The sequence below is a fragment of the Paenibacillus nuruki genome (genome assembly GCF_001721045.1).
In the GTDB taxonomy this organism is placed as follows: domain Bacteria; phylum Bacillota; class Bacilli; order Paenibacillales; family Paenibacillaceae; genus Saccharibacillus; species Saccharibacillus nuruki.
Map to the genome: position 1 here is coordinate 64,142 of NZ_MDER01000031.1, position 25,844 is coordinate 89,985.

24 protein-coding genes and 1 riboswitch are annotated in these 25,844 nt (G+C 39.9%); of the genes, 10 read left to right on the forward strand and 14 right to left on the reverse strand.

Features of this window, described 5'->3' with window-relative positions; genetic code table 11:
• Positions 1-10: 10 nt before the first annotated feature.
• The 5 genes from PTI45_RS06110 to PTI45_RS06130 all read right to left on the reverse strand — a co-directional run bounded on the left by PTI45_RS06110 (position 11) and on the right by PTI45_RS06130 (position 4,150).
• Positions 11-454 carry an OsmC family protein gene (locus PTI45_RS06110; RefSeq protein WP_069326663.1) on the reverse strand — a complete coding sequence of 148 codons (444 nt, stop codon included), beginning with the start codon at positions 452-454 and terminating at the stop codon, positions 11-13.
• A 166-nt stretch (positions 455-620) separates the two neighbouring features.
• The gene (locus tag PTI45_RS06115; RefSeq protein ID WP_083243380.1) at positions 621-1,490 is read right to left on the reverse strand and encodes an ABC transporter permease subunit; all 870 of its coding nucleotides are present in this window, start codon (positions 1,488-1,490) and stop codon (positions 621-623) included.
• The gene (locus tag PTI45_RS06120) at positions 1,490-2,470 is read right to left on the reverse strand and encodes an ABC transporter ATP-binding protein (RefSeq protein WP_069326664.1); all 981 of its coding nucleotides are present in this window, start codon (positions 2,468-2,470) and stop codon (positions 1,490-1,492) included. The genes PTI45_RS06115 and PTI45_RS06120 overlap by 1 nt, the downstream gene beginning before the upstream one ends.
• On the reverse strand, positions 2,467-3,618 hold the full coding sequence (locus tag PTI45_RS06125) for a hypothetical protein (RefSeq protein WP_069326665.1): 1,152 nt from the start codon (positions 3,616-3,618) through the stop codon (positions 2,467-2,469). The genes PTI45_RS06120 and PTI45_RS06125 overlap by 4 nt, the downstream gene beginning before the upstream one ends.
• 25 nt (positions 3,619-3,643) lie before the next feature.
• On the reverse strand, positions 3,644-4,150 hold the full coding sequence (locus tag PTI45_RS06130; RefSeq protein ID WP_069326666.1) for a sigma-70 family RNA polymerase sigma factor: 507 nt from the start codon (positions 4,148-4,150) through the stop codon (positions 3,644-3,646).
• A 288-nt stretch (positions 4,151-4,438) separates the two neighbouring features.
• On the opposite strand from PTI45_RS06130, the gene PTI45_RS06135 reads away from it, so the two are divergent.
• Together PTI45_RS06135 and PTI45_RS06140 are read left to right on the forward strand one after the other, a co-directional pair.
• Positions 4,439-5,464 (forward strand): hypothetical protein, encoded by a 1,026-nt coding sequence (locus PTI45_RS06135; RefSeq protein WP_069326667.1) that lies wholly within the window; start codon positions 4,439-4,441, stop codon positions 5,462-5,464.
• A gap of 65 nt (positions 5,465-5,529) precedes the next feature.
• Positions 5,530-5,772, forward strand: coding sequence for an NHLP leader peptide family RiPP precursor (locus PTI45_RS06140; protein WP_069326668.1), 243 nt, complete (start codon positions 5,530-5,532; stop codon positions 5,770-5,772).
• A gap of 94 nt (positions 5,773-5,866) precedes the next feature.
• On the opposite strand, the gene PTI45_RS06145 is transcribed toward PTI45_RS06140, so the two are convergent.
• On the reverse strand, positions 5,867-7,762 hold the full coding sequence (locus PTI45_RS06145; protein WP_069326669.1) for a sensor histidine kinase: 1,896 nt from the start codon (positions 7,760-7,762) through the stop codon (positions 5,867-5,869).
• Between the two features lie 349 nt (positions 7,763-8,111).
• Between PTI45_RS06145 and PTI45_RS06150 the strand changes: the two genes are divergently transcribed.
• Entirely contained in the window at positions 8,112-8,372 is a 261-nt protein-coding gene (locus PTI45_RS06150) for a hypothetical protein (protein ID WP_069326670.1), read from the forward strand.
• A 115-nt stretch (positions 8,373-8,487) separates the two neighbouring features.
• Here the strand turns inward: PTI45_RS06150 and rnhA are convergent, their stop codons facing one another.
• Together rnhA and PTI45_RS06160 are read right to left on the reverse strand one after the other, a co-directional pair.
• The gene (gene rnhA, locus PTI45_RS06155; RefSeq protein WP_069326671.1) at positions 8,488-9,159 is read right to left on the reverse strand and encodes a ribonuclease H; all 672 of its coding nucleotides are present in this window, start codon (positions 9,157-9,159) and stop codon (positions 8,488-8,490) included.
• Between the two features lie 27 nt (positions 9,160-9,186).
• Positions 9,187-10,437 carry an MFS transporter gene (locus PTI45_RS06160; protein WP_245703437.1) on the reverse strand — a complete coding sequence of 417 codons (1,251 nt, stop codon included), beginning with the start codon at positions 10,435-10,437 and terminating at the stop codon, positions 9,187-9,189.
• Between the two features lie 190 nt (positions 10,438-10,627).
• Between PTI45_RS06160 and PTI45_RS06165 the strand changes: the two genes are divergently transcribed.
• Both PTI45_RS06165 and PTI45_RS06170 read left to right on the forward strand, forming a co-directional pair.
• Positions 10,628-11,113, forward strand: a complete 486-nt coding sequence (locus tag PTI45_RS06165; protein WP_069326672.1) for a hypothetical protein — start codon at positions 10,628-10,630, stop codon at positions 11,111-11,113.
• 15 nt (positions 11,114-11,128) lie between these two features.
• The gene (locus tag PTI45_RS06170) at positions 11,129-11,338 is read left to right on the forward strand and encodes a hypothetical protein (RefSeq protein ID WP_069326673.1); all 210 of its coding nucleotides are present in this window, start codon (positions 11,129-11,131) and stop codon (positions 11,336-11,338) included.
• Positions 11,339-11,404: 66 nt separating this feature from the next.
• Here the strand turns inward: PTI45_RS06170 and PTI45_RS06175 are convergent, their stop codons facing one another.
• The 4 genes from PTI45_RS06175 to PTI45_RS06190 form a co-directional block, all read right to left on the reverse strand.
• Entirely contained in the window at positions 11,405-13,474 is a 2,070-nt protein-coding gene (locus PTI45_RS06175; protein WP_069326674.1) for a class I SAM-dependent methyltransferase, read from the reverse strand.
• Between the two features lie 110 nt (positions 13,475-13,584).
• Positions 13,585-14,751, reverse strand: coding sequence for a pectin acetylesterase-family hydrolase (locus tag PTI45_RS06180; RefSeq protein ID WP_069326675.1), 1,167 nt, complete (start codon positions 14,749-14,751; stop codon positions 13,585-13,587).
• A 20-nt stretch (positions 14,752-14,771) separates the two neighbouring features.
• Positions 14,772-16,136, reverse strand: coding sequence for an N-acyl-D-glucosamine 2-epimerase (locus tag PTI45_RS06185; RefSeq protein WP_069326676.1), 1,365 nt, complete (start codon positions 16,134-16,136; stop codon positions 14,772-14,774).
• On the reverse strand, positions 16,133-16,828 hold the full coding sequence (locus tag PTI45_RS06190) for a M50 family metallopeptidase (RefSeq protein WP_069326677.1): 696 nt from the start codon (positions 16,826-16,828) through the stop codon (positions 16,133-16,135). Before PTI45_RS06190 ends, PTI45_RS06185 begins: the two co-directional genes overlap by 4 nt.
• A gap of 132 nt (positions 16,829-16,960) precedes the next feature.
• Between PTI45_RS06190 and PTI45_RS06195 the strand changes: the two genes are divergently transcribed.
• The 5 genes from PTI45_RS06195 to cysC all read left to right on the forward strand — a co-directional run bounded on the left by PTI45_RS06195 (position 16,961) and on the right by cysC (position 22,726).
• Positions 16,961-18,922 carry a DUF2339 domain-containing protein gene (locus PTI45_RS06195; RefSeq protein WP_069326678.1) on the forward strand — a complete coding sequence of 654 codons (1,962 nt, stop codon included), beginning with the start codon at positions 16,961-16,963 and terminating at the stop codon, positions 18,920-18,922.
• A 44-nt stretch (positions 18,923-18,966) separates the two neighbouring features.
• Complete coding sequence (locus PTI45_RS06200) at positions 18,967-19,887, forward strand: AEC family transporter (RefSeq protein WP_069326679.1); 921 nt, start codon at positions 18,967-18,969, stop codon at positions 19,885-19,887.
• A 147-nt stretch (positions 19,888-20,034) separates the two neighbouring features.
• Entirely contained in the window at positions 20,035-20,823 is a 789-nt protein-coding gene (locus PTI45_RS06205) for a peptidylprolyl isomerase (protein WP_069326680.1), read from the forward strand.
• Between the two features lie 147 nt (positions 20,824-20,970).
• A riboswitch (cyclic di-GMP riboswitch) is annotated at positions 20,971-21,065 on the forward strand.
• Positions 21,066-21,184: 119 nt separating this feature from the next.
• Positions 21,185-21,994, forward strand: a complete 810-nt coding sequence (locus PTI45_RS06210) for a hypothetical protein (RefSeq protein WP_083243381.1) — start codon at positions 21,185-21,187, stop codon at positions 21,992-21,994.
• A 126-nt stretch (positions 21,995-22,120) separates the two neighbouring features.
• Entirely contained in the window at positions 22,121-22,726 is a 606-nt protein-coding gene (gene cysC / locus PTI45_RS06215) for an adenylyl-sulfate kinase (RefSeq protein ID WP_069326682.1), read from the forward strand.
• Positions 22,727-22,785: 59 nt separating this feature from the next.
• Here cysC and PTI45_RS06220 read toward each other — a convergent pair whose 3' ends face one another.
• The gene (locus tag PTI45_RS06220) at positions 22,786-24,582 is read right to left on the reverse strand and encodes an ABC transporter ATP-binding protein (RefSeq protein ID WP_069326683.1); all 1,797 of its coding nucleotides are present in this window, start codon (positions 24,580-24,582) and stop codon (positions 22,786-22,788) included.
• Positions 24,579-25,784, reverse strand: coding sequence for a nucleotidyltransferase domain-containing protein (locus tag PTI45_RS06225; protein ID WP_069326684.1), 1,206 nt, complete (start codon positions 25,782-25,784; stop codon positions 24,579-24,581). Before PTI45_RS06225 ends, PTI45_RS06220 begins: the two co-directional genes overlap by 4 nt.
• Between the last annotated feature and the right edge of the window lie 60 nt (positions 25,785-25,844).

A 25,844-nucleotide genomic window follows, 5' to 3' on the forward strand; every position in this document is an offset into this window, starting at 1 on the left:
GAGTGTGGTGTTAATCGGCAATACTAATCAGAGGTTGCGTTGTAATCGTTACATTGCCTGTAATAGCGCGTGAGATCATACACGATTGCTCTGCTTTATGTGCCAGTACAGTCGCTTTCTCTACCTGATCGGCTGACTCTGCGTGGAGTACAATTTCCGGGCGATGAATAATCTGTTCATACGTAAAGATATTATTGGTTACATCTACAATACCTTCAGATTTCATCGTTAACTGTGCAACCGTAATACTCGAACGTTCAAGCATCGCTGCAAGTGTAATAATATAACAGGTTGCTGCTGCACCCAAAAGCATCTCATCCGGATTGGTTCCTGTACCCGGTCCACCCATAGGTTGGGGGATAGAAATCGCAGTTTTGAGATTGCCTGACTCAATCGTACCTTCACTGTTCCGTCCGCCATACCAATTCGCATCCAGTACAAATTGATGTTTCATTATGCCTTCATCTCCTTGCTTTGCTTACACACTTGATCTTGAACATTTTACCATATTCTATCGTATGTATCATTTCCAAAATAAAAACGTTCTTTCAATAAGCGTATTTGCGTATTGAAGAACGTTCTATAGATTTTATAAAATAGAGCGTCTGCTGCTTGACCATTCAAAAGTCTTTTTTGTAAAAGCGACGCATTCCCCAGAAGAATAAAATAACCGTATAAATACCAGCATAAAAAATAAATGTAGCAGACGGTGCTTGTCCAATCCCCATACCACCACGCATCTGCTGATCAATATTAAACATCCCTGCTAATTGATCTACATTTAACATTACAGCTAACATTTTGCGTTGGATGGCGTCTGCTGGCATCACCAATGAAATCATTCCTGTAATATTGTACAGAGAACGAGCCATTTCGGGCTTCATATCAGCTCCAGCAGATAATTTTTCCACCATACCCCCTAACCAACCTGCTCCATATAACATCGTCATAAATACACCATTTCCAAGTGCTGAAAATAATGTAGCGCCCAATAAAGTCACAGTAACTAGTAGAGGTACGGTAAGCGCAAATAATAAAAACGATTGTATATGTAAAACAAGACTTTGCGGTACAGTCGCATAGGTGTTTGCAACAGCAACGATAGCAATATACAAAACTAAAGCATAAACGATGCCAAATAAAGTGTATCCGAGCCAGCGTCCCAGATACCATTTCCAACGCTGAATTGGACGGGTTAACATCGATTGCATCATGCTAATCTCGGCTTCCCCAGATATCGAAGAAAAAGAACTAAAAATAATTAAAAAAGCTAAAATAAAACTTCCAAAAAAGAAACCTAACGTCAAAATAGAAGCTCCATTTATAAACTGCATCACTAACTGTTGACTTGGATCTATACCCGATGATTCCCCAAGAATTCGGGCAATAAATGAAAAAACAATAATAAATAACACAGTCATAATCAGTGTCATCATTACCACTTTTTTGCGCATTAATTCTTTCCAGGTCATACCAATCACTGTTGTCATTATTGCTCCCCCCTGTGACTTAGACCGGATACAGCATCCATAAACCACTCTTCTAATCGTTCTTTCACTGGTTCTACATTGTATAAGGTCATCCCTTGATTTACGATCAATGTATTCAACCAACCAATCTGTTCTTCATTATCTATCGTTGCTTCTAACCAAACAGTCTCTTGTCCTACAGGCAATACCGAAGTAGCCGATGATATAGATGGATTCATATATCGCTTTATCGCAATACCGCTCGTCTCGCTTAACCACGGTAGAATCTCCGGTGTGAATCCGCCAACTTTAAAACGCCATTTGGTCTGTGTGTATAACACCTGACTGACTTGTCCATGACGCAAAATCTGTCCATTATTCAGTAAGGCGATGCGTTCACATAGACTTTCTACTTCTTCTAATAAATGTGAATTTAAAAAGATCGTTTTACCTTCATTTTTTAAATTTTTAAGCAGTTCACGTACCTCTGAGCGACCTATCGGATCTAATGCAGAAGAAGGTTCATCGAGAAATAAAATAGGTGGATCATTGACTAATGCGCAAGCCATACCTAGGCGTTGTTGCATCCCTTTAGAGTAATGTTTGACTCTGTCTATTCCACGCTTACCGATACCGACTTGATCTAACAATTGCTTAATCCGTGGCTTAATCGTACTCTGATCCATACCACACAGACGACTATGCAATCGAACCACTTCTTCACCGGTTAACCATTCTTGGTAACGATACAGCTCAGGCAAATAACCGACATGTTGCTTAGCGGCTAAAGAACCAATCGGTTCTCCAAATAATGTAGCTCTTCCTGAAGTCGGTGCTGTTAATCCAACTAGCATTTTGACCAGCGTACTTTTGCCTGCACCATTGGGACCGAGGAAGCCAAAGGCTTCCCCTTTTCCCACACTAATCGTTACATTGCGACAACCTCGACCATTATCATATTCTTTGGTTAATTGCTGAATATCGATCGCTACTGTATTCATGATTGGATCAACTTCTCAATTTCTTTTGTAAATGTTTCTTTGGTGTTAGATTTGTCTGCACTATTCAATTCAAACGTAAATAATTCTCCATTGTGAATCCATGTTGCACCATAAGCTGCTGTTGTATCATCGTGATAATTGTATGTTGTAACTAAAACAGGTACTCCTGCTATGGTTACACGTTCATTTGTGCCATCTGATACTACAGGTAATGGCAATGAACCATCAATAATTTTATCACTTTGCAATCCATCTTTAAGGGATTGCGGTAAGAAAGGTAAATTAGCAATAGCTTTAAACACTTCCTCTGTTGAAACAGAAGCATCAAATTGTACAGTTGGAACTTTAGTTTGAGTTAACATTGCAAATCGATCTTCTGTAGTCATAGTGTATTCAATAGTCTCTGGAAAATGCATTGTAATCGGAGTATTGTTCAACGATTGAGGTAACAAATCTGTACCTCCTAGACTTTGGATCGCTTTGTTAATCTCATCAACATTCATATTTAATGTCTCTGTTCTTGAGCTTCGTACGTAAGCCGTGCTTTCATCATTTTTAGAAGCTTCTTTGATTAATGTGTAATTTAATAGCGTAGCTGCTTTTGAAGGATTAAAGTCTCCCTCTACTTTGCCATATGTTGAAGTGAATGTTCCAAAACGATTTTCACTTTCTCCTAAGTCACCTTTGCTTCTGTATTGATCAAACATATCAGACAATTGCTGGTCATCTACAGTCGTTAATGTCTGTACACGGAATTGATCTAACAGTGCAGCCATTGCATTATTTCCAAATGGAGTGGATATGACTGCTCCAGCAATCACACAAGCAGCAACACCTGTAGTCCATCTTTTGCGAGCAGAACTCATTTTACGGCGACGCTTAACTGTTGGTTCTGTTGACGAAGTATGAGATTGTTCTTCATTCGGTTTTTTCATAGTATTTACACTCCTTTGAGATTGTTGTGGTTGTGATGATGGATCATCTATTTGAAATAATTGTGGTTCATTTGCCCATTGTTGCCATTTCGGATGTGGTGTCTCCGTGACAAGGCGACGTTGTAGTTTTTTCCAGGCTTCATCCGTCGCATGAGATGAATCTGTGGGTTCTGTAGGCTGAATGGCACTCGGTTCATGCGGAAATTTGCTCACGTCTATTCCTCCTTTTGTGATTGATTTACGTAGACCGTAACATCTTTTTACGTAATTTATTGGTCGCTCGATGTAGTAGTGTACCGACAAGCAGTGGTTTGAGTTGAAGCTCTTCCGCAATCTCTGCGTAACTGTAACCCGAGTATTTCATCAGTAAAGCTTGTCGATCTCGTAGCGGTAATTGTTCTAACCATTCTTGTACTTCCGCTTGTTCCATTTGTTGAATGACCACATCTTCACCAGAAGGTGGAGAATGTTGAAGATCATAGTATTGTTCTTGTTTATTTTGCAGTCGGCGTTCTCTAGCCTTTTTATCCATATAATCATAAGCAATCCGTGTTAATACGCGGTGTAACCATGCCCCTATCGCTTGAGGGTCATCGGGTGGATTGCGATATAAACGTAGAAAGACTTCTTGTGCCAGATCGTCTGCTATCGCTTCATCCCGTAGTAAAGCATAAAGCTTGCGTTTGACGATCGGATAATGTTCATAAAATATCTGTTGAAATTGTTCCGGTTCCGGAATGTCCATGTTTTGCATGCTCCTTTCCGCTGCAGCTATAAGAAAGACGAGCTGTGTTTGATTTTTATATCTATTCTGTATTTATTTATTTTTTGAAATGATTGAATCCGTCTATTTGCATAGTCTATTGGCATGATTTTCGACAATATCATACATAAATAAAAAAGGAATTTGTTAGTCAACATGTACAAAGTTCGATATAATAGCAAATAATCATCCAATATATTCAAATCATGTCGTATACTACCTATAATGAAAAGTATTTGGGATCTAAACGAATTTGAGGAGCGGACGCTAATGCTTTGGTTACAACCATTTGAACTTCAATTAGATGCTGTTTTTGAGGAAGCGAAGCAAAAAGTAGCCCATTTTCCAAAGCCATTAAATGAATTAGGATTAACCTATTTAGCCAAATTCGATATTCGTCAAAAACACAGCACCAAAAATTATGTCTGCTATTTGTTACCTTTCTGGATTGCAGACACTCTTCAAGCGTATCCAGCTTCAAATCTACATTCTACGACTGTACCTGTCTCCAGATCTGTATCTTCCCTTCAATCATTGCCTGAATTATCTCATCGTATGGGCGTAGCCAATATATTTTGTATGCTTCATTTTTTTATTCAAGATGATCTGATGGATACGCCCAATCTACCTGCTGATCAATTACATGATCTTATCCCGCTTAGTCAATTATTTTGGAATGAGTTTGTTAGTATCTGTGGCGAAAATCTAGGGGATCATTCTTTATTCTGGTCATATTACAAGCAATTTTTAGCACAATGGGCAAGCGCTGTCTACAATGAAGCAGAGTCAGATTATTTGTTCCAACAACCTGAAATGATTGCTGGTAAAGTCAGTCCGCTCAAAATTTCGCTTATTGCTATGTTGCTTCAGTCGGATCGTATGGATATGTTACCTGATCTATTACATCAACTGGATCAAGCACTTATCGTTCTGCAAATGAATGATGATCTTACGGATTGGGAAGAAGATATGGTCGAACGCAATTATAATTGTCTGCTTGCTTTTATTCGTCATGAGGCTGTTGAACAGAAACAAGCTTTATTTACAGATAAAGTGACTCCTACTCAAGTGCAGCAAGCGATCTATGATCAAGATGTGCTTCAGCGGTATGCTCAGTATGCTGAATCTTCTTTTACCGAGGAGCCTTCATCCTTTGGTTCAGAGTCTTTAATCGCCTTTCGCAACTATTTAATTACACAATTATATCAAGCAGCATCTTCGGTGAATGACGCTCGAAATACCCTTTTACAAGGTAGCCTACTGTACTATATCCAAAAAGACCTGACATCTTCATAGATTTTTAGAATTAGACATGATACACTTATTAGGTAATTATAACCATTTGAGGGAGGAAGATTAATATGTCCAGCCAAGCTATTTTTCAAGCACAGGTTATTCAAAAGGCATGGGAAGACCCTAGTTTTATGGAGATGTTAAAAACCGATCCAAAAACAGCATTAAAAGATGTATTAGGTATTTCTTTCCCGGATCATGTGCAACTGAAAACGGTTGAAGAAAAAAGCGATGAGTTCTATTTGGTCATTCCTCCGAAGCCTTCATCTATGATGGCTGATGCTAAAGTGAAAGTTGATGCTGGTTGGTAATATTCCTCTTTGATACTTGTATGTTCTTTTATACTTAAAACACATAGGCTATTTCACACAAAAAAACTGTTAAACTCTTCTAACAGCGAACCCCTTAATCTTGCGGGTTCGCTGCTGGAAGATGAATAACAGCCTCTGTTCCTATATTCTTTTGACTTTTAAACTCTAACACTCCCCCGAGCGCTTCTATAATCCGGAAAGTCACCATAAGCCCCAAGCCTGTTCCTTTGGTTTTATTCGAAAAGTAAGGTTCTCCTAATCGTTTTAACTCTTCTTCTGTCATTCCACTTCCGTTATCTTGAATATGAATTTCAATTTCTTGATCTTGCTGTTCTGCCCAGATATGAATTTTGCCTTCTTCCGGTAAAGCTTCAATACTGTTTTTGACGATATTAATCAACGCTTGCTTAAACTTGGACGAGTTCCCTCGAATCTCAATATCTTCCGGTATATTGATACTGATCGTTCCGCCTGCTAATGTAGCCAGTGGTCGCATAATCCCTTCGATATGTTGGAATTCTTGCGATAGATTCAGTGTGTTTATTTTATCAAATTCAGGCTTCGCAAAGGTAAGAAAATCTGTAATAATCGCTGATGCCCGATCCAGTTCTTCTAAAGCGATTTTTAAATGTTCACGGCCTTTATCATCGGTATTCATCTGTAATAATTGCAAAAATCCTCGTGTGACTTGTAATGGATTACGTACCTCATGGGCGACAGAAGCAGCCAGTTCGCTAATAATATCCATTTTCTCTGAGCGTTGTAATTCGTTATTGAATAGTTCTAATCGGCTAGAGTAAAGCACCATTTGTTGATGATTTTGTGCAAATCGTCTTGCCATTACAGAGATCAACGATATCACAAAAATCATAACTCCCCATTTCCACAGGGTCACACTATAGGCGCCTCCTTGAATATAAAACCATGTTAATTCTCCACCGCTAATCAAAGCAAAAATAGAAAATCCAGAAGCAAACAAAATCGCATCTTTATTTTTACGGAAAGCATAAGTGATTGCGACTACCATCAAAATTAACAATTGCACAATCAGTAAAATGCCTAATACTTTGACAGAAACAAAGTAATAAATAGAGAAATAGCGTTCACTGGTCAAAATATTAAAAACCATTGCCATCACACAGATAAAAGAATACGCATATTGTATCTTTTTCATTTTGGTGATAATCCCTTTGTATCCACTACCAAAAACACATTCAAAGAAATAAAGTAATGCAGGCAATAATATAAATAAGCTTAAATCCAGTAAAACCGAATACAATTTATAATACGTTGGATAAAAAGTAAACAAAAATGGCGAGTAAGTTACCACTAATATGCCCAAAGAAAGAATGATGGCTGCTAGACTAAGCCACATGCGTAATTGATCGCGGCGCAAGAATACAGAACAGATCACCATGACCAACGATATAAAGATACAAGCACTGCCCAGTACCACATCAATCAGATCCGAACTAACATACTGGATTAACATATCCTGATAATCGCCGACCATAATACCTTGCTTGAGACTAATCTGCTCACGAGCGGACTCAACCCAGATATACAGCATCTTATAAGAATCTTGCTTCATCAGTGGAAGCAACAATTGATTTTGTTCATACGCATAACTTCGCTTAGATTCAAAAATCTTATCTTTATCCAAATAGACGATAATATGTTTACCATTTAATTCAGGAATCAATACACCTGCTGTGTTCCATGTAAGTTCAGGCAATGGTATACGAATCCATGCTGAGGAACTATTAACCGGTTTGCCATCTTTCATAATTTCGGAAGAGATCCATGAGCTATCTTGTTCACTTTCCCATGGTTTGGATGTGAGTGTATTTTGAGATTGCCATTTGATTTGCCAGTAATTAATAGACTGACCTGTTCGTTTTTCACTTTGAGTTGAAAATAAAGATAACGCCAGTACGACTACTATAACTGCGATTAAAACCCCTATTAAGGCTTTGGACAGAATCTTCATTTCAGCACCTCATTATAAATAAACTATCGAATACGTATTTCTTGGAAAATATACCCACCTCTATGTATTATACTTGCTCTCTCACTTCAGAGATACCATTAATTTCATAACCAGAAAAGGTCTACAAAACATGGCAAAAAGCCTGTTATATCGACTGTTTTTTCATTTTTTTAAGCTTTATTTGATGAAGTGGTGATTACGCTTTCGGAAACATGAACTATACTAGATACCTTATCAATAAATAACAAAAAAAGACAATACTATTCATAAAAATAAGCAGTTATCGTTTGGTTATAGGCAGACTAGGGTAAGCACTACTCATATACGGACGTATTGGAGGGAATTAATAATGACAGACAAAGAACATTACGACGACGTATTTTGGAAAACACGCAATACTCTTTTAAATGATGAAGATTCACAAACTAACATCGATGATGAATTACCTGAAGATGCTAAAAAAGCAGTGATTTTACCTGAAAAGATGGATACGCCTCTTTTTGGAGAACTTGCTGATGAAGAAGATGCAGGTCCGCATCCTAGCGCTGACCCCGAAGATCCTGAATCTGATGCTGCTCATCTTAAACATGAGCCCAAAGATAAAGAATAATGTGATATTTTATATAAATTAAAATGTCACTTATTAAAAGAAACCTGTTCTCACGTAAATAGTGAAAACAGGTTTCTTTTTGTATTTTAAAATAGCAATATCGCCGGGATGATCATTATTTGCGACCATAATCGGCTTTGATTTCGCCCCAACTTTTCGTTTCCCATTTTAGAATTTTATTTTCATACTTGTGTGTCCGTAGCCATTGTTCAGCACGATCGACCAGATCCCAGATTTCAGCTGTAGAAGCATCACGAACCAATGTTGAAACTGCTTTTTTCTGTTTCACCCATTTTAGAGCATTGGCAGAATCACTATAGATCGTTCGGTTACTTCCTTGACGGTGAAGATACGCCAGCGCATGCACAATCGCTAGAAATTCACCCAAATTATTGGTTCCTTTGGCGATTGGACCGCAACTAAAGATCACTTTGCCTGTCTGTGTATCGACCCCTTGATACTCTACAGGCCCTGGATTGCCACGTGTGCCTACATCTACTGAGATGCTGTCATACTCTATTTGATCTTTGGAAATCGTAGAGGAAGACGAAGTGCGTTTGCTATAGCTATTCCCGCTACTGGGAGAACTGGAAGAAGAACTACTTTTTCCTTGTCCCCAATGCTTTTTCCATCCTTCTGCATATACTTTTTCAGCTTCAGCTAACGTTTCATACGATTTATATTTTGCATCTTTGTATCCATTGGTATTTTGCTGACAATCTGCCCAAGAGCTGTATATCCCCGGACGATGCCCTTCCCAGACTACATAATATTTTGACTTTGCCATACAGACCTCCGTATTTGTATTACATGTTTAATTTGAATGAGATGACTTTTCAAGAATAGGAATCTCCCAACTTCGCCGTTTGACGAAAATCGCACAGACCAACAACATCAGTCCATTAATTACAAATACCCAGCGAATATCGATCCAATGTCCAAGTAGACCACCGATAATGGGCCCTGCCATCGTTGCGATCTGGGAAGCGGATTGATTTAAGCCAAAAGCTCTACCGCGAAAATCAGACGGTGTGACTTTGACAATCATAGCGTTGATCGAAGGTAAGACTGCCGCATAAAATAAACCATATGCAAATCGCAATATACCAAATCCCCAAATACTCGTAAAGAAAAATTGCAGAAGATTACCAATCCCACTTCCTAATAAACCAATAAATAAAATTTTGCCATATCCTATTTTACCACCTATTTTGCCCCAGCGTGGAGCCATAATTAATGTGGCTACACCTACCGCAGAGAAGACAATTCCTGAACTTAAAGAAGCATTATTGCTGGATACGCCTATACTTTGTACATAGATAGTAATCAACGGTTCCAAAATCATAATCGAGAAGGTACTAATCCCTGCAAGAGTGAGCAAAGCTACAAATATCGGATTACCAGCGGCTTGCTTGAGATCATCACGTACATGAGAACGCTTAGCAGATCGATTAAAGTTATGTTCTTTCGCCCAGAATGTAGCGATAAGAGCTGCTATCAATACAATACCTGCTGAAAATAAAAATGTATTTCGATTACCAAAATAGTAACTAACGACTCCACCAATTAGTGGACCTATGATCGTTCCTGTCGCTCCTGATGTTGCCATCACACCGAGCGCATAACCCGTTTTGTTCTCTGGTGTATTTGTTCCAACAAGAGCGATCGATGCAGGAACGAATCCGGCAAGTAACCCTTGAAAAATACGTACCACTAGAAATAAATACGGATCGGTCACAAAATAATTAATCAAATATAAAGCCGCTAGACTAAAGCCTGAACGAATCAACATCGGTTTCCGTCCATATTTATCCGATAATGATCCCCAAAACGGTGAAATCAAAGCACTGGCTAAAAAGGTAATGCCGAATGCGACCCCTGACCATATTTCCAAATTGCTTGTCACGCCCAAATCTGCTTTTAGAAAAATAGGTAAAAATGGGATCGAGATCGAATACGCTGTACTACAAAAAAATACACCTAACCACAGTACAACTAAATTTCGTTTCCATGAAAAGTCTTCGATAGCTACCACGTATGTCTGCACGCCCTTTCCAGTAGACAAGTCAAATATCTTACATTCTACTCTTGTTTAACCCAATATCCAAATTCATGATCTACAAATAAACAAAGTGATACCAATTTATAAGAGAGCGATTGCAATATTATAAATTCGGGTAAAGTACATGTAAGCCAAATCCATGATTAACGAAATCAAAATAGATGTACTTATAACCTAAGGGAGATGAATGATAATGAACAAACCATTTGATGATAATAGAGATGCTGCGGCACAAGAATATAACAGATACCGGACAACAGAACCAGTCACTTCCGATATAGAGGATGAATTACGTACGATTCCTGAAAATGATCTTGATATTATCAATCCTACTGCACGTGATGAAGAAGGTATTCAACCAATCACAGGTGAAGATGTAGCTGTACGTGAAGCAAATGCAGAACTTGAAAATGAACATGATGTGACTCCATACAGTATCGATCTAGATGTGGCAGAGACACCGATTGATACAGGTAATGATCTAAATAGTGATCCATTGACCGATTTGGAAGATGTAACACTGGATGATGAATTCCCTGATATTCCAGATGCAGATGTATTAGATGGTGAGACGCCTGTCGATCCAGCCGCTGTACCTTTAGAAGATCAAGATGCGCATGGAACCGATATATTAAACGGATCAACAGGTGAAGACGAACCCGATCGTTTTGGACGTTAATAAGGAGGAATAGATATGAGTACTCATGATAAAGATCAGGACAAAGAAAAGAAAAACTTGGTCACTGAACGCGATAATGATGATGAATTTGGATTGTTCAAAGAAGACTCTTTTCCCGATTCTGCTCCAGACGAGATTCAAAAAAGAGTGATCGATAATGAACTTCCTCACGATAACGAGTTACCACGTCATGAGAAAGATAAAGACAAACCTGAAATCGAATAGAATGTGATTAAATAAAAAGAACCTTTTCCTTATTTATCTTAGGAAAGGTTCTTTTTGTATATTTGCTTATGACTTCTCAATAACGATAATACAAGTACTATCCGGTAAAGGAACCAATTCGCCCCATTCATCCATCATTTTAACTTTATCTTGCAAAGCTTCGGTATATCCTGCTTGTAAAAAAGATTCTGCATGAACTATATTTGCCGATGTTCCTAAAGTCTGTTCGATAAATGCACGATATTCAGATGGTGTTAAGTAGCCAAATTGTTCCTGTACTTCATGTACATATGCTTCTTCTCCCCATGTGTACGTATATAGAAATTCCATTGCATCGTTCACAGGCATCAACACTTCTTGTTCTCCGATCACTTCAAACTGAATCGAACGCCCGGCAAAATCTTGAGCATATCGTTGTAATGTCGGTAGACCATCTTCTTGTAAAAATTGAATCCGTCGCTTCTGACCTATCGGTTCTGTCATAATGCCATCTCGAATAATAATCCGTCCACCTGTGGATAACACATCATACGCACTGGATAGTGCTGCTGCTACGGTTTCCAGATTGAACTTTTTGCCTTGAAATGGAATATACGAATATAACTCGTGTAGAATCGACGAAAATAATACACTATCTACACTTCCAGGTTCGACGATATCTCGTAATGCTAGCGCATCGCCCTTTTTCACTTCCCACGAACGACCTTCTAACTGCTTTTTGCGCTGTAACGCTTCGATCACATTTTCAGAAATATCTATTCCGATTGCTCGCTTATCCGACCATTCTTCTTCGATCAAGTCTAGCATCACACCTCCACCCGGGCCGATATCAATAATCGTCTGACCGACAATATACTGAAGTAAGATTCGTTTGTAATCGACGGTCTGATTCATCATTTCCAGATAACTTTCTTCATTATGAAAACGATCATACGCATCCCGCCGTAATCCAAATAGATCGAATAATAACAATACTGCTTTTTCATATAATGGAGATTTCTCTGCTTCGATACAGAATTCGATTAATTTCTCTGCCGCTGGTGAAAAAACAAAGTTAAAAAAGACAGTATCCGCAATATGAGGTTCTTGTACACATTCATACTCCAAATGCGGACTATCTTGTACCCATTTACCGGAAGACAACTGATCCCATGACCAATCACCAAGTACTTTTTCGATGATTCGCTTTTTGTAGACATTCACTTTTTTGATCCCTTTATAATCGTAATACATCGTATTCATTAGTCGTTCAAAACTAATATGTCGTACCCCTTCAGGAATCATTCGACTGATCCATGTGAATATTTTGGCAAACTCTTCAAATGAAAAGTCTTGCAACGCCGCTTCTACATACCAGAATGTCTGATCGTGAAGACGTTCAAAAGAGGATACTACCGGAAAATCAGTATTCAACTGATGTAGACTTTCGGCGGTATTTTCCCCTTTGTTGATACTGGCAGTACGCAAACGCAGGATACGATCTTCTGTTGTCCATCCTACCGGTTGCTCGTGATACACGATCGGTTGAATTAAAGAAAGCACATCATCTTGTACCTTTTGCCATAACTCTGGAGATACAGCTTCTATAATACAGCGATTCAGAATAAGCAATGTGCTTTTCATTTCTTCAGGAGACAAGATGCCATGACTGACTTGATCGGTAAGCGGAAGATTTTCTGCAAAAGGTACTTCTCCACGCAGACATTGACCTATCAGCCCATGCGTACGAATCAATGTAGCTACCAGTTGTGTCCGTTCTTGCTCTGGATCGGCTGAAGCATGTAGATACAGTTCTGCTGAGCCTTCATTATGTACAAATAAATTAATCCCTTGTTCTTGCCAGCGTATCCGCTCACGTACTGTTCCACCTTTGGCTGTTTCCGACCAGATCAGTACTTCTTCGATCAGTTCTTTTTGCCAGAACGATACTCGTAATTGATCTAATATACGTAAAGTACGCTCTACATAATCAAGCACTGGATTCGCATGGCTTAATTCTTGTAAAGTGGTTACACGTTCCAGATTCACAATACGTTCTTCTGCGGATACCAAATATGTTAACCAGAGCTGTGGCTGTTCTACCGTCGGATATCCAAGTTCTCGGTAATGTTCTATTGCGGTTAATGAATGTAGCATCGGGTCACATCCTTATTTTCTCCAGAGTTTAGGGTTATTGTTAGTTTACCCGTTTTAATGTCTATTGATCATAAAAAAAGCGTTGAACATGATGTTCAGCGCTCTTTATTTTATTTACCCATAGGCGATTCGACGAACTCTTTGCCTACCGAATATCGTTTATCTTTGTTAATAATATCTCCCAACCAACGGCTTAACTTCACACCACTCTCTTCTGCGGTATAGAAAACACGTGATGGGGATAACGTATGCGGAGTACTTCGCTTTTTGGTGCCCACTCCATAGTCGGTTACAAAGTAATAATAATTTTCTAATTCTTGATCCAATTGACCCGCTGAATCGAGCATACCTTGAGACCAACTTTGAGTCATCGTGTCGTCCCCACTCACCAGTCCAATCGTCTGTTGATTCAACACTGCTTCATAAGAAGGTAATACTTTATCATATAACGTATTCGATTGTAGCAAAATCGTATTGGCTGGCAATTTCTGTGCATTATAACGAAAAGCAGCAGCAATAATATCTTCTTCGATCGGATAACCGAAATGTTGTTCGAACTTGGATTGCCAGACCTCATCCATAATATGATGCCACTGATGAGAGGATAAATACGAACCATCTGCATAATGATAAATCTGAGCATTAGGATACTGTTCAGCAATATGAGGTGCCCAGAAGGCTGATCCAAAACCGCCTGCACTGGCTCCTGCGATAAATAATTTGTCCGGCTCTGTCATATGATCGAATAACCAATCTAATCCTTTTAACGTATTCGGTCTGCCACTGTAATGAGCAGTAAAATGAATTTTACCTTTTCCTTTGTACTTCACTTTATTGTTACCAATATGGAAGTCTCCTGTGGCATAAGGAATATAGACAATCGTCCAATCGTAAAAAGGATTATCTTCACGATGATTATCCAGCATACCGCCTAATAAGTCAGTTTTGTAAAAAGGAATATTGGCAAAATAATAACCTAATTCTCGATTATGCAACAATGTACGTAGCCCAAATGGCTTGGAGGCTGTATTGCGATCCCAGCTAATCCCTCCACCTGAAAAATACACAACCACATTATTGCTTCTTCCTCGCTTGGTCAGCAGGTAGTACGGTGATCCATCGCCTGCAACCACAATACCGCTTAGATCCACACGATTCCATTTGTATAATGGAGACTCTTCAAAGCTTACTACACGGGTAGGACGCTTAATTACAAATAAAATGACAACAACGACAACCGCTACAATAATCAACCATTCAATGGTGGTCAAAACCATGTTGATTCCTCTTTTCCCACTTACTCTTCCTGTACGATAAACACTTTGGTTTTGCGCGGTGTACGATTCGCCTTTTTACCTTTGAGTAGCCATAGATCTGGTGTATCACTTACATCTTTCACTTCTAATTGAAAAGAAGTATTCGGTAACGTTCGATTAAAACGCAAAAATAAGCGATTACCATCTACAGCTGATTGACTGACTTTCAACTCATAAGATTTACCCAATCCTGTGGCTGGATATAACGTTACTGTACCGATCGAATGAGGATCAATGCGCTTATTGTAAATGATCATCACTTCATCAGGCGCTATACGTAGACCTGATGAAGGTAAAGGAGGCTCTGCATACATATACCCACCAATATGGTATTCATAAGCGGTCCAGTTCTGATATCCAAGTGAATATGCATGATGTTCCATCTCATCAATCCAGCGTCGTCCTTTGATCATACTGGATTTGGAGCCGATATCGGCTTGAATCCCGAGTGGTAATTTGGGATGTAAAGCTCGTATAGGTGCAGCGATACTTTCATAATCTCGTATATAATTAGACGGTAGACCTCGCTTCATCCAATCTGGCCAGTGTGTCTGCAACATATGCATATCTGGCTTCACTAGATCGATCATCGCTAGTGCATCCAATCCTTGCCATTCACGTAGTTTCTTTGTTGCTTCTGCATCACGTACAGCCAGTGACCATGTAGCGACTTTGATATCCGGGCGCACATCTCTTGCTCCATGTTCGCCATTAATAATTTCATGGATTAATCCATTGACTGCTTCTACACGCATCTCTACCCAGCGTTCGTAAATATAAGGAATCTTTGTATAATAATTGGCTGCTGAAGAATGGGTAAAGTTCGGCATGTCCATACCATATCTATCTTTAAAAGCCTGCTGTGCAAGCGGTCCTACATCTCCATAGACTCCACGCTCAATCCCATTCCATTCTGGAAAATAAGGTTCGGCAATCTCAATGCCATCAAAAGGAACATTTTCGACTAAATAAGCAATCACTTCTTTTTTCCATTGAATATAGTCGGTTGAAAAATGAGAAAAACGCTCAAATCCATCATTGATCGGCTTGATCAATTCCATACGCCAGGATGACCATGCTTCAGGAGCAAGTTCAACACTGAATGTACCGTTGCCTAGCACCAATGCCCAGACAGCGATTTCTCGCCGTTGCAAAGCTTCTACTAATAACACATCAACCTGCTGTTCATTAACAACAAAATAATGAACCGTCCGGTATCCGGCAAGTGCCAATTCATCTGCTATACTATCTGGTGAACGGTTCGCATAATACGGAAATAACGGATCAATCTGTATACTTGCACCATGCATTGCCCATGGACGATTACGCTGTAGAGGTGTATTCATCGTCTTGCTCCTCCTGCTCGGTATACCGGTGGTTTTCGTTTACGCCAGAACAACTGAAGAGATCGGTGTGCACACCACAATGAAAAGCCGGTAAAGATCACACCCCATACCACAGCTGGAATCCCAAATTGTTGGGCTAATCCTGCTGCATCTCCTGCTCCCGAAGGGCTGGTAATACTAAGCCAAAGAATCGTAATCGAAGATAATACGGATTCTTCTAAGGTCAAAAATAAAATCACTAAATAATACCCATTACGTAACCATTCCGGTGCAATCATCATCACACCACTTACAATCACAAATCCGATTAACCAGTATAGGCCGAACCCCTGATGCACATACAAGATCAGCATAATGAGCCCAATAATACCCGTTAGCAATATGCCTGCTTTTTGCTTGCGTTTGTGATACAGGTAAAATAAAACAATCACAAAAATCGAAGAACCCATATATCCTGCCAATCCGATCGGAAGTCCACTCCAGGTTGAACTTATCGTGGTATAAGTCACTCCACTATGGTCTGCATTGAGTTCTATGCCACTTACTTGACCGGATGTAATCAACGTAATCATGGCATGCCCGAATTCATGAATCATCGTATTCAAATTACGAAATAACGAGGAAAATGGAATCAACCGCGTCAAAACAGCAGATGCGATTAACAGCAAAATCGTATTTAACCATTTATTCAAAAGATCACACCCTTACTATATTAAGTTGCTATCTTAAATATATCGCTTTACGATCTTTAAATCCATCTTCAACCTTTACTCCTTATGGTATAATTTGTGAATCAAATCATTCCTAAAGGAGGCTCTATCACTGTGGAACATAACGATAAAGTGGAACAACTGGAACAGCGTATACGCAGGCTTGAGCATGAAGTTGCTGAATTGAAGCAATTTGAAATGCAGCGCAGACAGGCTTCAGCACCTCGTCCACCTGTTCCTCCCCAGCGAACAGCTCCACCATCTGGTTCACCTTTCACTCCGCCTCCGCCAGAACCTCACTGGCAAGGCGCTCATGTGAATGCACCACCGCCTAATGCAAATTATGGCGTGAGACCACCACAGCCACCACAACAGGGGCAGTATACAGGTGCACAACGTCCACCTGCACAAGCACAGCAACCGCCTTATACGCCTCCTGTTCCTAAGCCACCCAAAGACTGGGAACATCTGATTGCGCGTGTATGGTTACCACGTGTGTTTATCGTTGTCCTTATTCTCGGGATTGTGTGGGGATTTATTGCTGTTGTCAAAGCAGGCTATTTGTCTGAACCGATTCGTTGCATTTTAGGCGTACTTGTAGCGGCTGTGCTGTACTGGTTAGGAGAACGTGAGGTCAGCAAAGAACGACCCGCACTTGGCAAAGTCTTATTAGGCGGCTCAATCGCTATTCTGATTTTGTCTATTGTCGCATCATATCTATTATATGCTCTGCTTCCGTTTATTTTTGCGTTTTTACTTTATATAGGCGCACTCGTTTTTGCTGTCTATATTGCTCTTAGTCAACGATCACAATCGATTGTTGGGATTACATTGGTTGCAGGTTATCTTGCACCCGTCTTAATTGCACCTACTCATCCGAATCTATGGATATTCGCTGGATTTGAAACGATTTTCTCAGCGGTCATGTTAGTTGTAGCTATGAAATATTCATTCCGGGTCAGTTATATCCTGGCATTTGCATTACTACATATTACGCTTGGATTGAGTATGATCTGGTATGGCTTCTCTGTGCAAAATGTAGTAGCCGTTTTGGTTCAGCATGCTGTGATTTTAGCGATTTCTGTACTCTGGAAACAACGCAATACTAGCATGCAACTCGGTGTTCTGTTTACCAGCTTCGCCTTTGTCGGTGGTTGGCTTACAATTTACTATCTGGATGGCAGTGAGACAGGCGCTCGCTGGATGATTGCTATTCTATCGCTCATGTACAGCATCTTGTATGCTTCAGGTATTCAAAAGCGTACTCCTGTCGGAATCGCTTATCCTGCAATGGCAATCTTTGGCTGGTTCTTATTATTAAATATGATTCCCAATTTCCCGGCTCGTATGGCTGTGATTTTGGTAGAAGGTACACTTGCGTTCTTACTCGCTCTTCGATTCCGCAACAAATTGCAATTGGTGCTGGCTTGTATTGTATATGCTTATGCCTTTTTGGCAACGTTCCTTGTTCCTATTGAACGATTCTGGTCTGCACATACATTCAACTGGTTAATTTTACTGATTACGATTGCTGTGATCTATCGTATTATCGGCAAATTTGTACGTTCAGATGATAAGAACTATGGTTCACTGTATCGCAAACGTTATATCTTGATGTGGGCAGAAGCGATATTAGGATTGGTTTATATCAGCCAACTGGTACAGGTCGCTTCAATGTCGCAAAATGCAGATGTTCGTCATCTTAGCCTTTCCAGTGCATGGATTATCTACGCGATTCTAATTATCGTGATCGGGATGGTTGTTCAGAAATCCAAACTGCGGATTATCGGAATACTGTTTATCTTTTTCACATTACTCAAAATTATTTTTATCGATCTTCCTGATATTTCGATTGGTGTACGTGCGATTCTGTTTATTATATTAGGTGTGGTTGGACTCGGATTATCGCGTCTATTCTACAAACGTCGGGATACGAATGGACAACCTCCATTACAACAGCAAGTAATATCGAATCCTGCCGAGCATCACGGTACAGATCAACAACATACTGAAGGCAACAAGGATGATCATCCGCTAAACGATCCAAAACCTAAAAACAATGATGATCTTTCATAAATGAAAAGATCCAAAATGAATGCCTAGAGAAAGAAGTGGAGAGATTGATTTTTACGATTTTGTACAGTGTGGTTCTACCGATTTTTGTTCTGATTGCGGTCGGGTCCATATTACAGCGTGTTTTTCAGTTGGATCTGTATACACTCGCCAAAATCAACTTTTACTGTATTACACCTGCGGCTGTTTTTATGAGTCTGTATCATTCCGATATGTCTGCTCAATTACTTGGAAGTGTTATCTTTTTTTACGCACTGTATGTGTTGATTCTGTATCTTTTGGGATCCGCAACATCCAAAATCATGGGATATACAAAAGGCAAAAAAGCCGCTTTTAACAACAGCATTATGCTCGATAATTCGGGCAACTATGGATTGCCTATCAATGATCTAGTGTTCAAAGGTGATCCACTGGCTGCTTCGATGCAGGCTTTGATTATGTCTTTGCAAAGTCTACTCACATTTACGTATGGTGTAATTTCGATTCAAGGTTCCAAGTTAAATGGTAATTACCGAACGGTCATTATCGGATTTCTGAAAATGCCTGTGCCGTATGCGTTGTTACTGGGTCTACTTATGCATGCTTTTGCTATTCCTTTGCCTGTGATTCTGTCTCAACCGTTAACCTATGCACAGCAATCCATGGTAGCAATCGCCTTGATCACTCTTGGCGCGCAGATAGTCAAGTACCCATTACGTCTCTATCGTAAAGATATTTATCTTAGTATGGCATTACGCTTATTCGCAGGACCGGCTATCGGGCTCCTCCTGATCTATGTACTGGATATTCATGGCATACCTGCACAAGCGCTTTTGATTGCTTCTGCGATGCCTACAGGGGTGAATACATCGATCCTGGCGGAAGAGTATCGGAATGAACCTGACTTTGCTGCTCAAACGGTATTAGTATCGACTTTAGTCAATGTATTTACGATTACAGCAGTTATCGCTTTGTCTCATCATTTATAAGATAAAGAGGATGATCAGACATCAAGATTCAATGGATGACTCTGATACAAACTTGTATGTTGTTCTGTAGACGTTTTATACTAATGATTGCTGATTAAAAAGGATTCAAAATTACAATTGATAACCCCAAAGGAGATGAATCGTCAGATGTTGCGTCAATCACGTAAAAATGTAGCCTTTTTGCTTATCTTCACAGCGCTATTTTTGATTATTGCAGGCTGTGGTAATAACGGGACAAGCAGTTCTACTACTGGACAAACAGGCACTTCAGGTACAACAACGGAAAGTAGCTCCACAAGTACTTCAACCGATCAAGCCGGTTCCACTACAGAATCGACAGGTACAGATAGCTCAGCTACAACAGGTACAACAGAAGAAGCTTCTGCAACTGATAATTCAGCAGATTTCAAACAAGCCAATGATCCGATCGTTACGATTGAAATGGACAACGGTAAAAAAGTTGAAATCGAACTGTTCCCTAAAGCAGCTCCAAATACAGTGAACAACTTTATCTCTTTGGTCAAATCAGGATTCTATGATGGTTTGACGTTCCACCGTGTTATTCCTGAATTTATGATTCAAGGTGGAGATCCTGATGGTGCAGGTACAGGTGGACCAGGATATAGTATTGCTGGTGAATTCAAATCCAACAATGTACAAAATGATCTAAAACATACACGTGGTATTCTTTCGATGGCACGTGCTGGCGACCCTAACTCGGGCGGTTCTCAATTCTTTATTATGGTTGCTGATTCTCCTCAATTGGATGGCGAATATGCTGCATTTGGTAAAGTGATCAGCGGTATGGATGCCGTAGATGAAGTGGTGAATCTACCAAGAGACGGACAAGATAAACCGAATACCCCTGCTGTAATGAAAAAAGTAACAGTAGATACAAAAGGCGTAACTTATCCGGAACCTGAAAAAGTAAAATAAGAATAACCAAAAGCCATTATCTGATCCAAAGATAATGGCTTTTTTTATTGATTCACTTGTTTAGCTATTCATAAGTAACTTTTAGATTCCGATATCTATTGTGTACAATCTTTTTTGGATTGTATAATACTTTATCATTTAATTTCATATTTAATCAGGCAAATTTACTGAAAAGTAAAGACGCAAAGCCAAAGGGTCTAACACATGAATTGTAGGACATGTCATGACAGCCGGTTACCGAGGAATACCTGATGCGGTATGAATCGAAGGAGTCCGATGGATCATGCACACTAAGATATTGTTCTACTCTAAAATAGGACTAATCAGTCTGACAATGTTTATTTGGCTAGGAGTTTGTGATATGAAATCCATTCATGCACAATCACTTCAAAAAGCAACGTGGCTATGGAATACAGCACTTATTGTTGATTCAACAGCAGATATTTTACAGTTTGCTTCTTCACAACAGATCACTAAGATCTACCTGCAAATCAATAGAGATCTGGATATATCGCAATATCAACGTTTTATTACAGCTGCTTCTGCACAGCATATTACCGTTGAAGCTCTGGATGGTGCACCTTCCTGGGCATTAGATCAAGATCGTTACCAATTGCAAGCTGCTTTGCAATGGGTCGTCTCTTATCAACATGCTTCTTCATCTACAGAGCAATTTAGTGGGATTCATATCGATATCGAACCTTATTTGCTTCCAAATTGGGCCAAAGAACAAGCGACCATTATTGCGCAATGGCAACGTAGTGTACAGATGATTACAGCAACTGCTCAATCGCTTCATCTATCATCCAGTGCAGATATTCCTTTCTGGTTGTATACCCTTCGTACCCCTGATGATCGTTCGACATTAAGTCAGTGGATGATTGAACAATATGATTCGCTAACCGTTATGGCTTATCGAGATTCGGGAACTGCTATCTATGATGTGGCGCAGGCTCAATTAAGTGAAGCTGATACAGCAGGTAAAGATATGTATATTGGCGTAGAAACGAATCGTTCTTCCGAAGGTGAGCATGTCAGCTTTTATGGAAAAGGAGCAACAACGCTCACAACAGCACTAGGTGAAGTATCTGCTCAAGCTTCTACTCATTCTTCTTTTGCAGGGGTAGCTGTGCATGATTATGTAGGCTGGAGTCAAATCGTACAGCATTAAATAAAGACAATCTCATTCGTATATCTCCTTGCTCACGCTTGATATCTACAAAGCAACTTAGAGATTTAGCCAAATTGCTGATATAATTGGATCAATACCTATTGTCAGCAAAGGGGCGAAATAAAGATGGAATCTTCACGAAATATCACCTGGCAGTCTTCTAATATTACACGTAAAGAAAGAGAACAGCGGTATGGACAACGTAGTGTCGTGATCTGGTTAACAGGGCTTTCCGGTTCAGGAAAATCGACAATCGCTTTTGCGCTAGAAAAAGAATTATTTGCACATGAGCGTGCTTGTTATGTACTGGATGGCGATAATATCCGTCATGGACTCAATCGTGATCTAGGATTTTCTGAACAAGATCGCAAAGAAAACCTACGTCGCATTGGTGAAGTCGCCAAGTTATTTATGGACGCAGGCACTATTGTCATTGCTGCTTTTATTTCTCCTCATGCGCATGACCGTCAGATGGTTCGTGATTTATTTGAAGAAGGCGATTTTATCGAAGTCTATATCGACTGCTCGTTATCAGCTTGCGAAGAACGTGATCCCAAAGGATTATACAAAAAAGCTCGTGCAGGTGAGATTCCGAACTTTACAGGAGTTAGTGCTCCTTATGAAGCTCCGCAACAACCTGAATTGACGATAGACACTGAACATGAGTCTGTCGAACAGTGTGTTGCCAAAGTTATTGCTGAACTTGAGCGCCGAGCAGATCAGACTCTATAAAAGAAAAACGGCTGTGCAGTCACTTTGTATTCACTGTTCCAATCATGGAATGATGAATATTAAGCGTTCTGTACAGCCGTTTGTTTTGCTAATAATTGATGGAATGTCCCTTTGGTTTCACGAGACAATGCACCGAATTCACCTTGTTGTACAATCTGTCCTTGATCTAGCACAACGACTTGATCGGCATCACGAATCGTAGATAGACGGTGAGCAATCACAATCAATGTCATTTTTCCTTTGAGCTTTTCAATCGCTGCTTGAATTTTCGCTTCATTCTCACTATCGAGTGAGCTGGTCGCTTCATCCAAGATCAGTACTTCAGGTTGACGTAGAATCGCGCGTGCCAACACAATCCGTTGACGTTCTCCTCCAGATAGACGTACCCCTCGATCACCAATGATCGTATCTAATCCTTCAGGCAATTTACGTACAAAATCTTCACAAGCTGCAAAAGATAAGGCTTCCCACAACTGTTCTTCTTTTGCACGTGGATCAACCAGTAATAGATTCTCACGAATACTACTATGGAATAAGAACGGTTCTTGTGAAACGTATCCTATCGAATTGCGCCATGTCTGTAGGCGTTCACCTGTTAAAGTTACACCATCTACAGTGACTTTGCCTTCTTGTGGCTCCATAAGTCCCATTAACAGATCAATCAATGTACTTTTCCCTGCTCCTGAACGTCCAACAATCGCTGTCATTTTGCCTATCGGAATAAACAAATTGATGTTATGAAGCGCATTGCCTTGATCTTCTTGATACCGGAAAGATACATCTTCACAGCTAAGCCCTTTGGTCATTTGAACTCGTTCAACTTGACCGGGTGCAATCGCTTTGTACGATTCCTCAGCTTGATCACATTCTTGTTGTAATGCTGTTACCGCATGAAAAGCAGGTACCAGTGCTCCAATATACTCTAGCGAAGATTGAATGCCTCCGAACCTTGGCCATAGACGAGCAAAGATCAAAATAATCAATACTGAACGTTCTGGTTGCAATTTAAACACTTGCGCAGATAGCACAACAAATAAAATAATAAACACAACCGAAATAATTTTATAAATAAATTGAGTCCCTGAATTGAGGCGTACCAATTGAATCGCATTCTGCTCTAACTTGCCGCACATGCTTCGAAACCATTCAAAATGCGAAGCTTCTAACATATTGCTTTTGATATCTTTGATCCCACTTAAATGCTCTTGCATTCCCGAAAAGTACTCTTGAGATAAAAAAGTCGTACGATCGCCCATTCTTTTGGCACGTCGTACAAATTTACGAGAATACAGCGTCAGCAGTACGCCACCTATGATCACCAGTAACGTCATTTGTACCGACAGAAACATAGCAAAGGCAATCTGAATCACCATAAAAATCAGCGAAGTTGATAATTGCATCACTAAATTGGTTCCTTGACTGACACGTGCTAATTCAGAAGTCAGTACATGACTTAGATCCGATTTGCGTTTACGTAAAAAGAATGTCCAGTTCGCACGCAGTATCGAACGGTAGGTACGGATTCTCAAGTTGTTGACGAATCCCTGCTGAATTTCGGTTCCCATGACTGCCTGTCTACGCTGTATTAATCCTTGTACAATCATCAGAACACTATACATGCCAAGTACTACAAATAAAGTCATACTGGCTGGAATACGTTGTAATGGTTCAAACAACCATGCCATCGGCATCGATCCCTGTGTACCGAATAATCCGACCAGACTCAATAAAGGCACTAGCAAGTAAATACTTAACCCATCTAGACAACTGATCATGAGCATAAGAAATACATAGATATAGAGACGCTTACCTGCAAAGTCATGCAGTTGTCTCATATAAGCACGAATCGCATTCACTGACCCACCTCCCGTTCTAGAGCAGACCGCCTTTGAATACGGCGGTGTAATAATAAGAAAGGATGAAGTGGGTAATACAGAAAGCGCAACGATTTGGGTAAAGGAAGCGTCTGTGTATCCCATGTATCCGGCACCATTTTACGAGCTAAGAAAATAGCTTTCTGTCCCGGCGTACGCAAAGAGAATAGGTAATTACGATAAATTTGTGCGAGTATTTCACTTTCCGGTTCAGGGCACAGACTGACTTTTTCACGGATAAAAATAAGCACTCGACGTGCCAAATCTTGCGGACGATCGGTACTCATCAATGAAGCCATTTCCCGAGAAACCGGTGTATTAAGCATAGCAGCAGACAAGATTAACGCCTGACCGACTAAATGTGTGCATTTATAACGACGCAGTAAAGCTGTTAGTTTGTCCCAGTCCAGTTCCATACGTGCCAGGCGATCAATATCCGCTAACCAGCGTAATCGAAACCATGCATGACGGGCACCATGTGCCGTAAGGTAAAACATCAAATCTTCATTGCTCAGCATATGAACATCTGTACCTGCAAATTCTAATGTTTGACGACGATTCCATAATTCATAAAAGCTCGGTTCTGCTCCAGCATCTCCATTTAAACGCCAGTGTAGTTCAACTTCTGTACCTGTATCTGCATGAGTGAAAGACTCATGATTTTGACGCCATTTCCAATCGCTAACGATCCGCGATACTTCTTGTGTTTTGGTATATCCTAATTGCTCTAGTACTTCTTCCGCTTGTTCAATATGATCTGGATGCACTAAAATATCCAAATCTTTCGATGTACGGCGAGATAGACTACCATACAATGCTTCAGCAAGTGCAGGGCCTTTTAATTGCAAAGCGTAAATCCCTTTGTTATCAAGAGCTTCACTTACTTGTTTCATTTTACCGCTTAATTGCAACATCATCAGTGCATTACGACTATAATCTACACTCAATTGTTGTACCATACCTTTGGGTAGAACGGATAATGGATGATGACTGAGTCGTTCGTGAATCGTTGGATATACCCGATGATGCCTTGTCAGTGAGTAAAAGCTTTGCCAGTTGATCTGACGACCCGAAGATTCAATCATAGCTTGAGCTTCTGCATCTGTTTCTACGTCTATCAATTCAAGCAATAACTTTAATTCCACAGGAAAATCCTGTACATCTAAATCCCAATCTATATTCATACCGAACTCCTTTGGATATAAACTGATCTGGATTGAATCATTCAGTCTATAGCGTTCATT

Bases quoted from the DNA above. Each gene is read 5' to 3' on its own strand.
- PTI45_RS06110 (WP_069326663.1), bottom strand. From the start codon at position 454: ATGAAACATCAATTTGTACTGGATGCGAATTGGTATGGCGGACGGAAC.
- PTI45_RS06115 (WP_083243380.1), bottom strand. From the start codon at position 1,490: ATGACAACAGTGATTGGTATGACCTGGAAAGAATTAATGCGCAAAAAA.
- PTI45_RS06120 (WP_069326664.1), bottom strand. From the start codon at position 2,470: ATGAATACAGTAGCGATCGATATTCAGCAATTAACCAAAGAATATGAT.
- PTI45_RS06130 (WP_069326666.1), bottom strand. From the start codon at position 4,150: ATGGACATTCCGGAACCGGAACAATTTCAACAGATATTTTATGAACAT.
- PTI45_RS06135 (WP_069326667.1), top strand. From the start codon at position 4,439: ATGCTTTGGTTACAACCATTTGAACTTCAATTAGATGCTGTTTTTGAG.
- PTI45_RS06140 (WP_069326668.1), top strand. From the start codon at position 5,530: ATGTCCAGCCAAGCTATTTTTCAAGCACAGGTTATTCAAAAGGCATGG.
- PTI45_RS06145 (WP_069326669.1), bottom strand. From the start codon at position 7,762: ATGAAGATTCTGTCCAAAGCCTTAATAGGGGTTTTAATCGCAGTTATA.
- PTI45_RS06150 (WP_069326670.1), top strand. From the start codon at position 8,112: ATGACAGACAAAGAACATTACGACGACGTATTTTGGAAAACACGCAAT.
- rnhA (WP_069326671.1), bottom strand. From the start codon at position 9,159: ATGGCAAAGTCAAAATATTATGTAGTCTGGGAAGGGCATCGTCCGGGG.
- PTI45_RS06165 (WP_069326672.1), top strand. From the start codon at position 10,628: ATGAACAAACCATTTGATGATAATAGAGATGCTGCGGCACAAGAATAT.
- PTI45_RS06170 (WP_069326673.1), top strand. From the start codon at position 11,129: ATGAGTACTCATGATAAAGATCAGGACAAAGAAAAGAAAAACTTGGTC.
- PTI45_RS06175 (WP_069326674.1), bottom strand. From the start codon at position 13,474: ATGCTACATTCATTAACCGCAATAGAACATTACCGAGAACTTGGATAT.
- PTI45_RS06180 (WP_069326675.1), bottom strand. From the start codon at position 14,751: ATGGTTTTGACCACCATTGAATGGTTGATTATTGTAGCGGTTGTCGTT.
- PTI45_RS06185 (WP_069326676.1), bottom strand. From the start codon at position 16,136: ATGAATACACCTCTACAGCGTAATCGTCCATGGGCAATGCATGGTGCA.
- PTI45_RS06205 (WP_069326680.1), top strand. From the start codon at position 20,035: ATGTTGCGTCAATCACGTAAAAATGTAGCCTTTTTGCTTATCTTCACA.
- PTI45_RS06210 (WP_083243381.1), top strand. From the start codon at position 21,185: ATGAAATCCATTCATGCACAATCACTTCAAAAAGCAACGTGGCTATGG.
- cysC (WP_069326682.1), top strand. From the start codon at position 22,121: ATGGAATCTTCACGAAATATCACCTGGCAGTCTTCTAATATTACACGT.
- PTI45_RS06225 (WP_069326684.1), bottom strand. From the start codon at position 25,784: ATGAATATAGATTGGGATTTAGATGTACAGGATTTTCCTGTGGAATTA.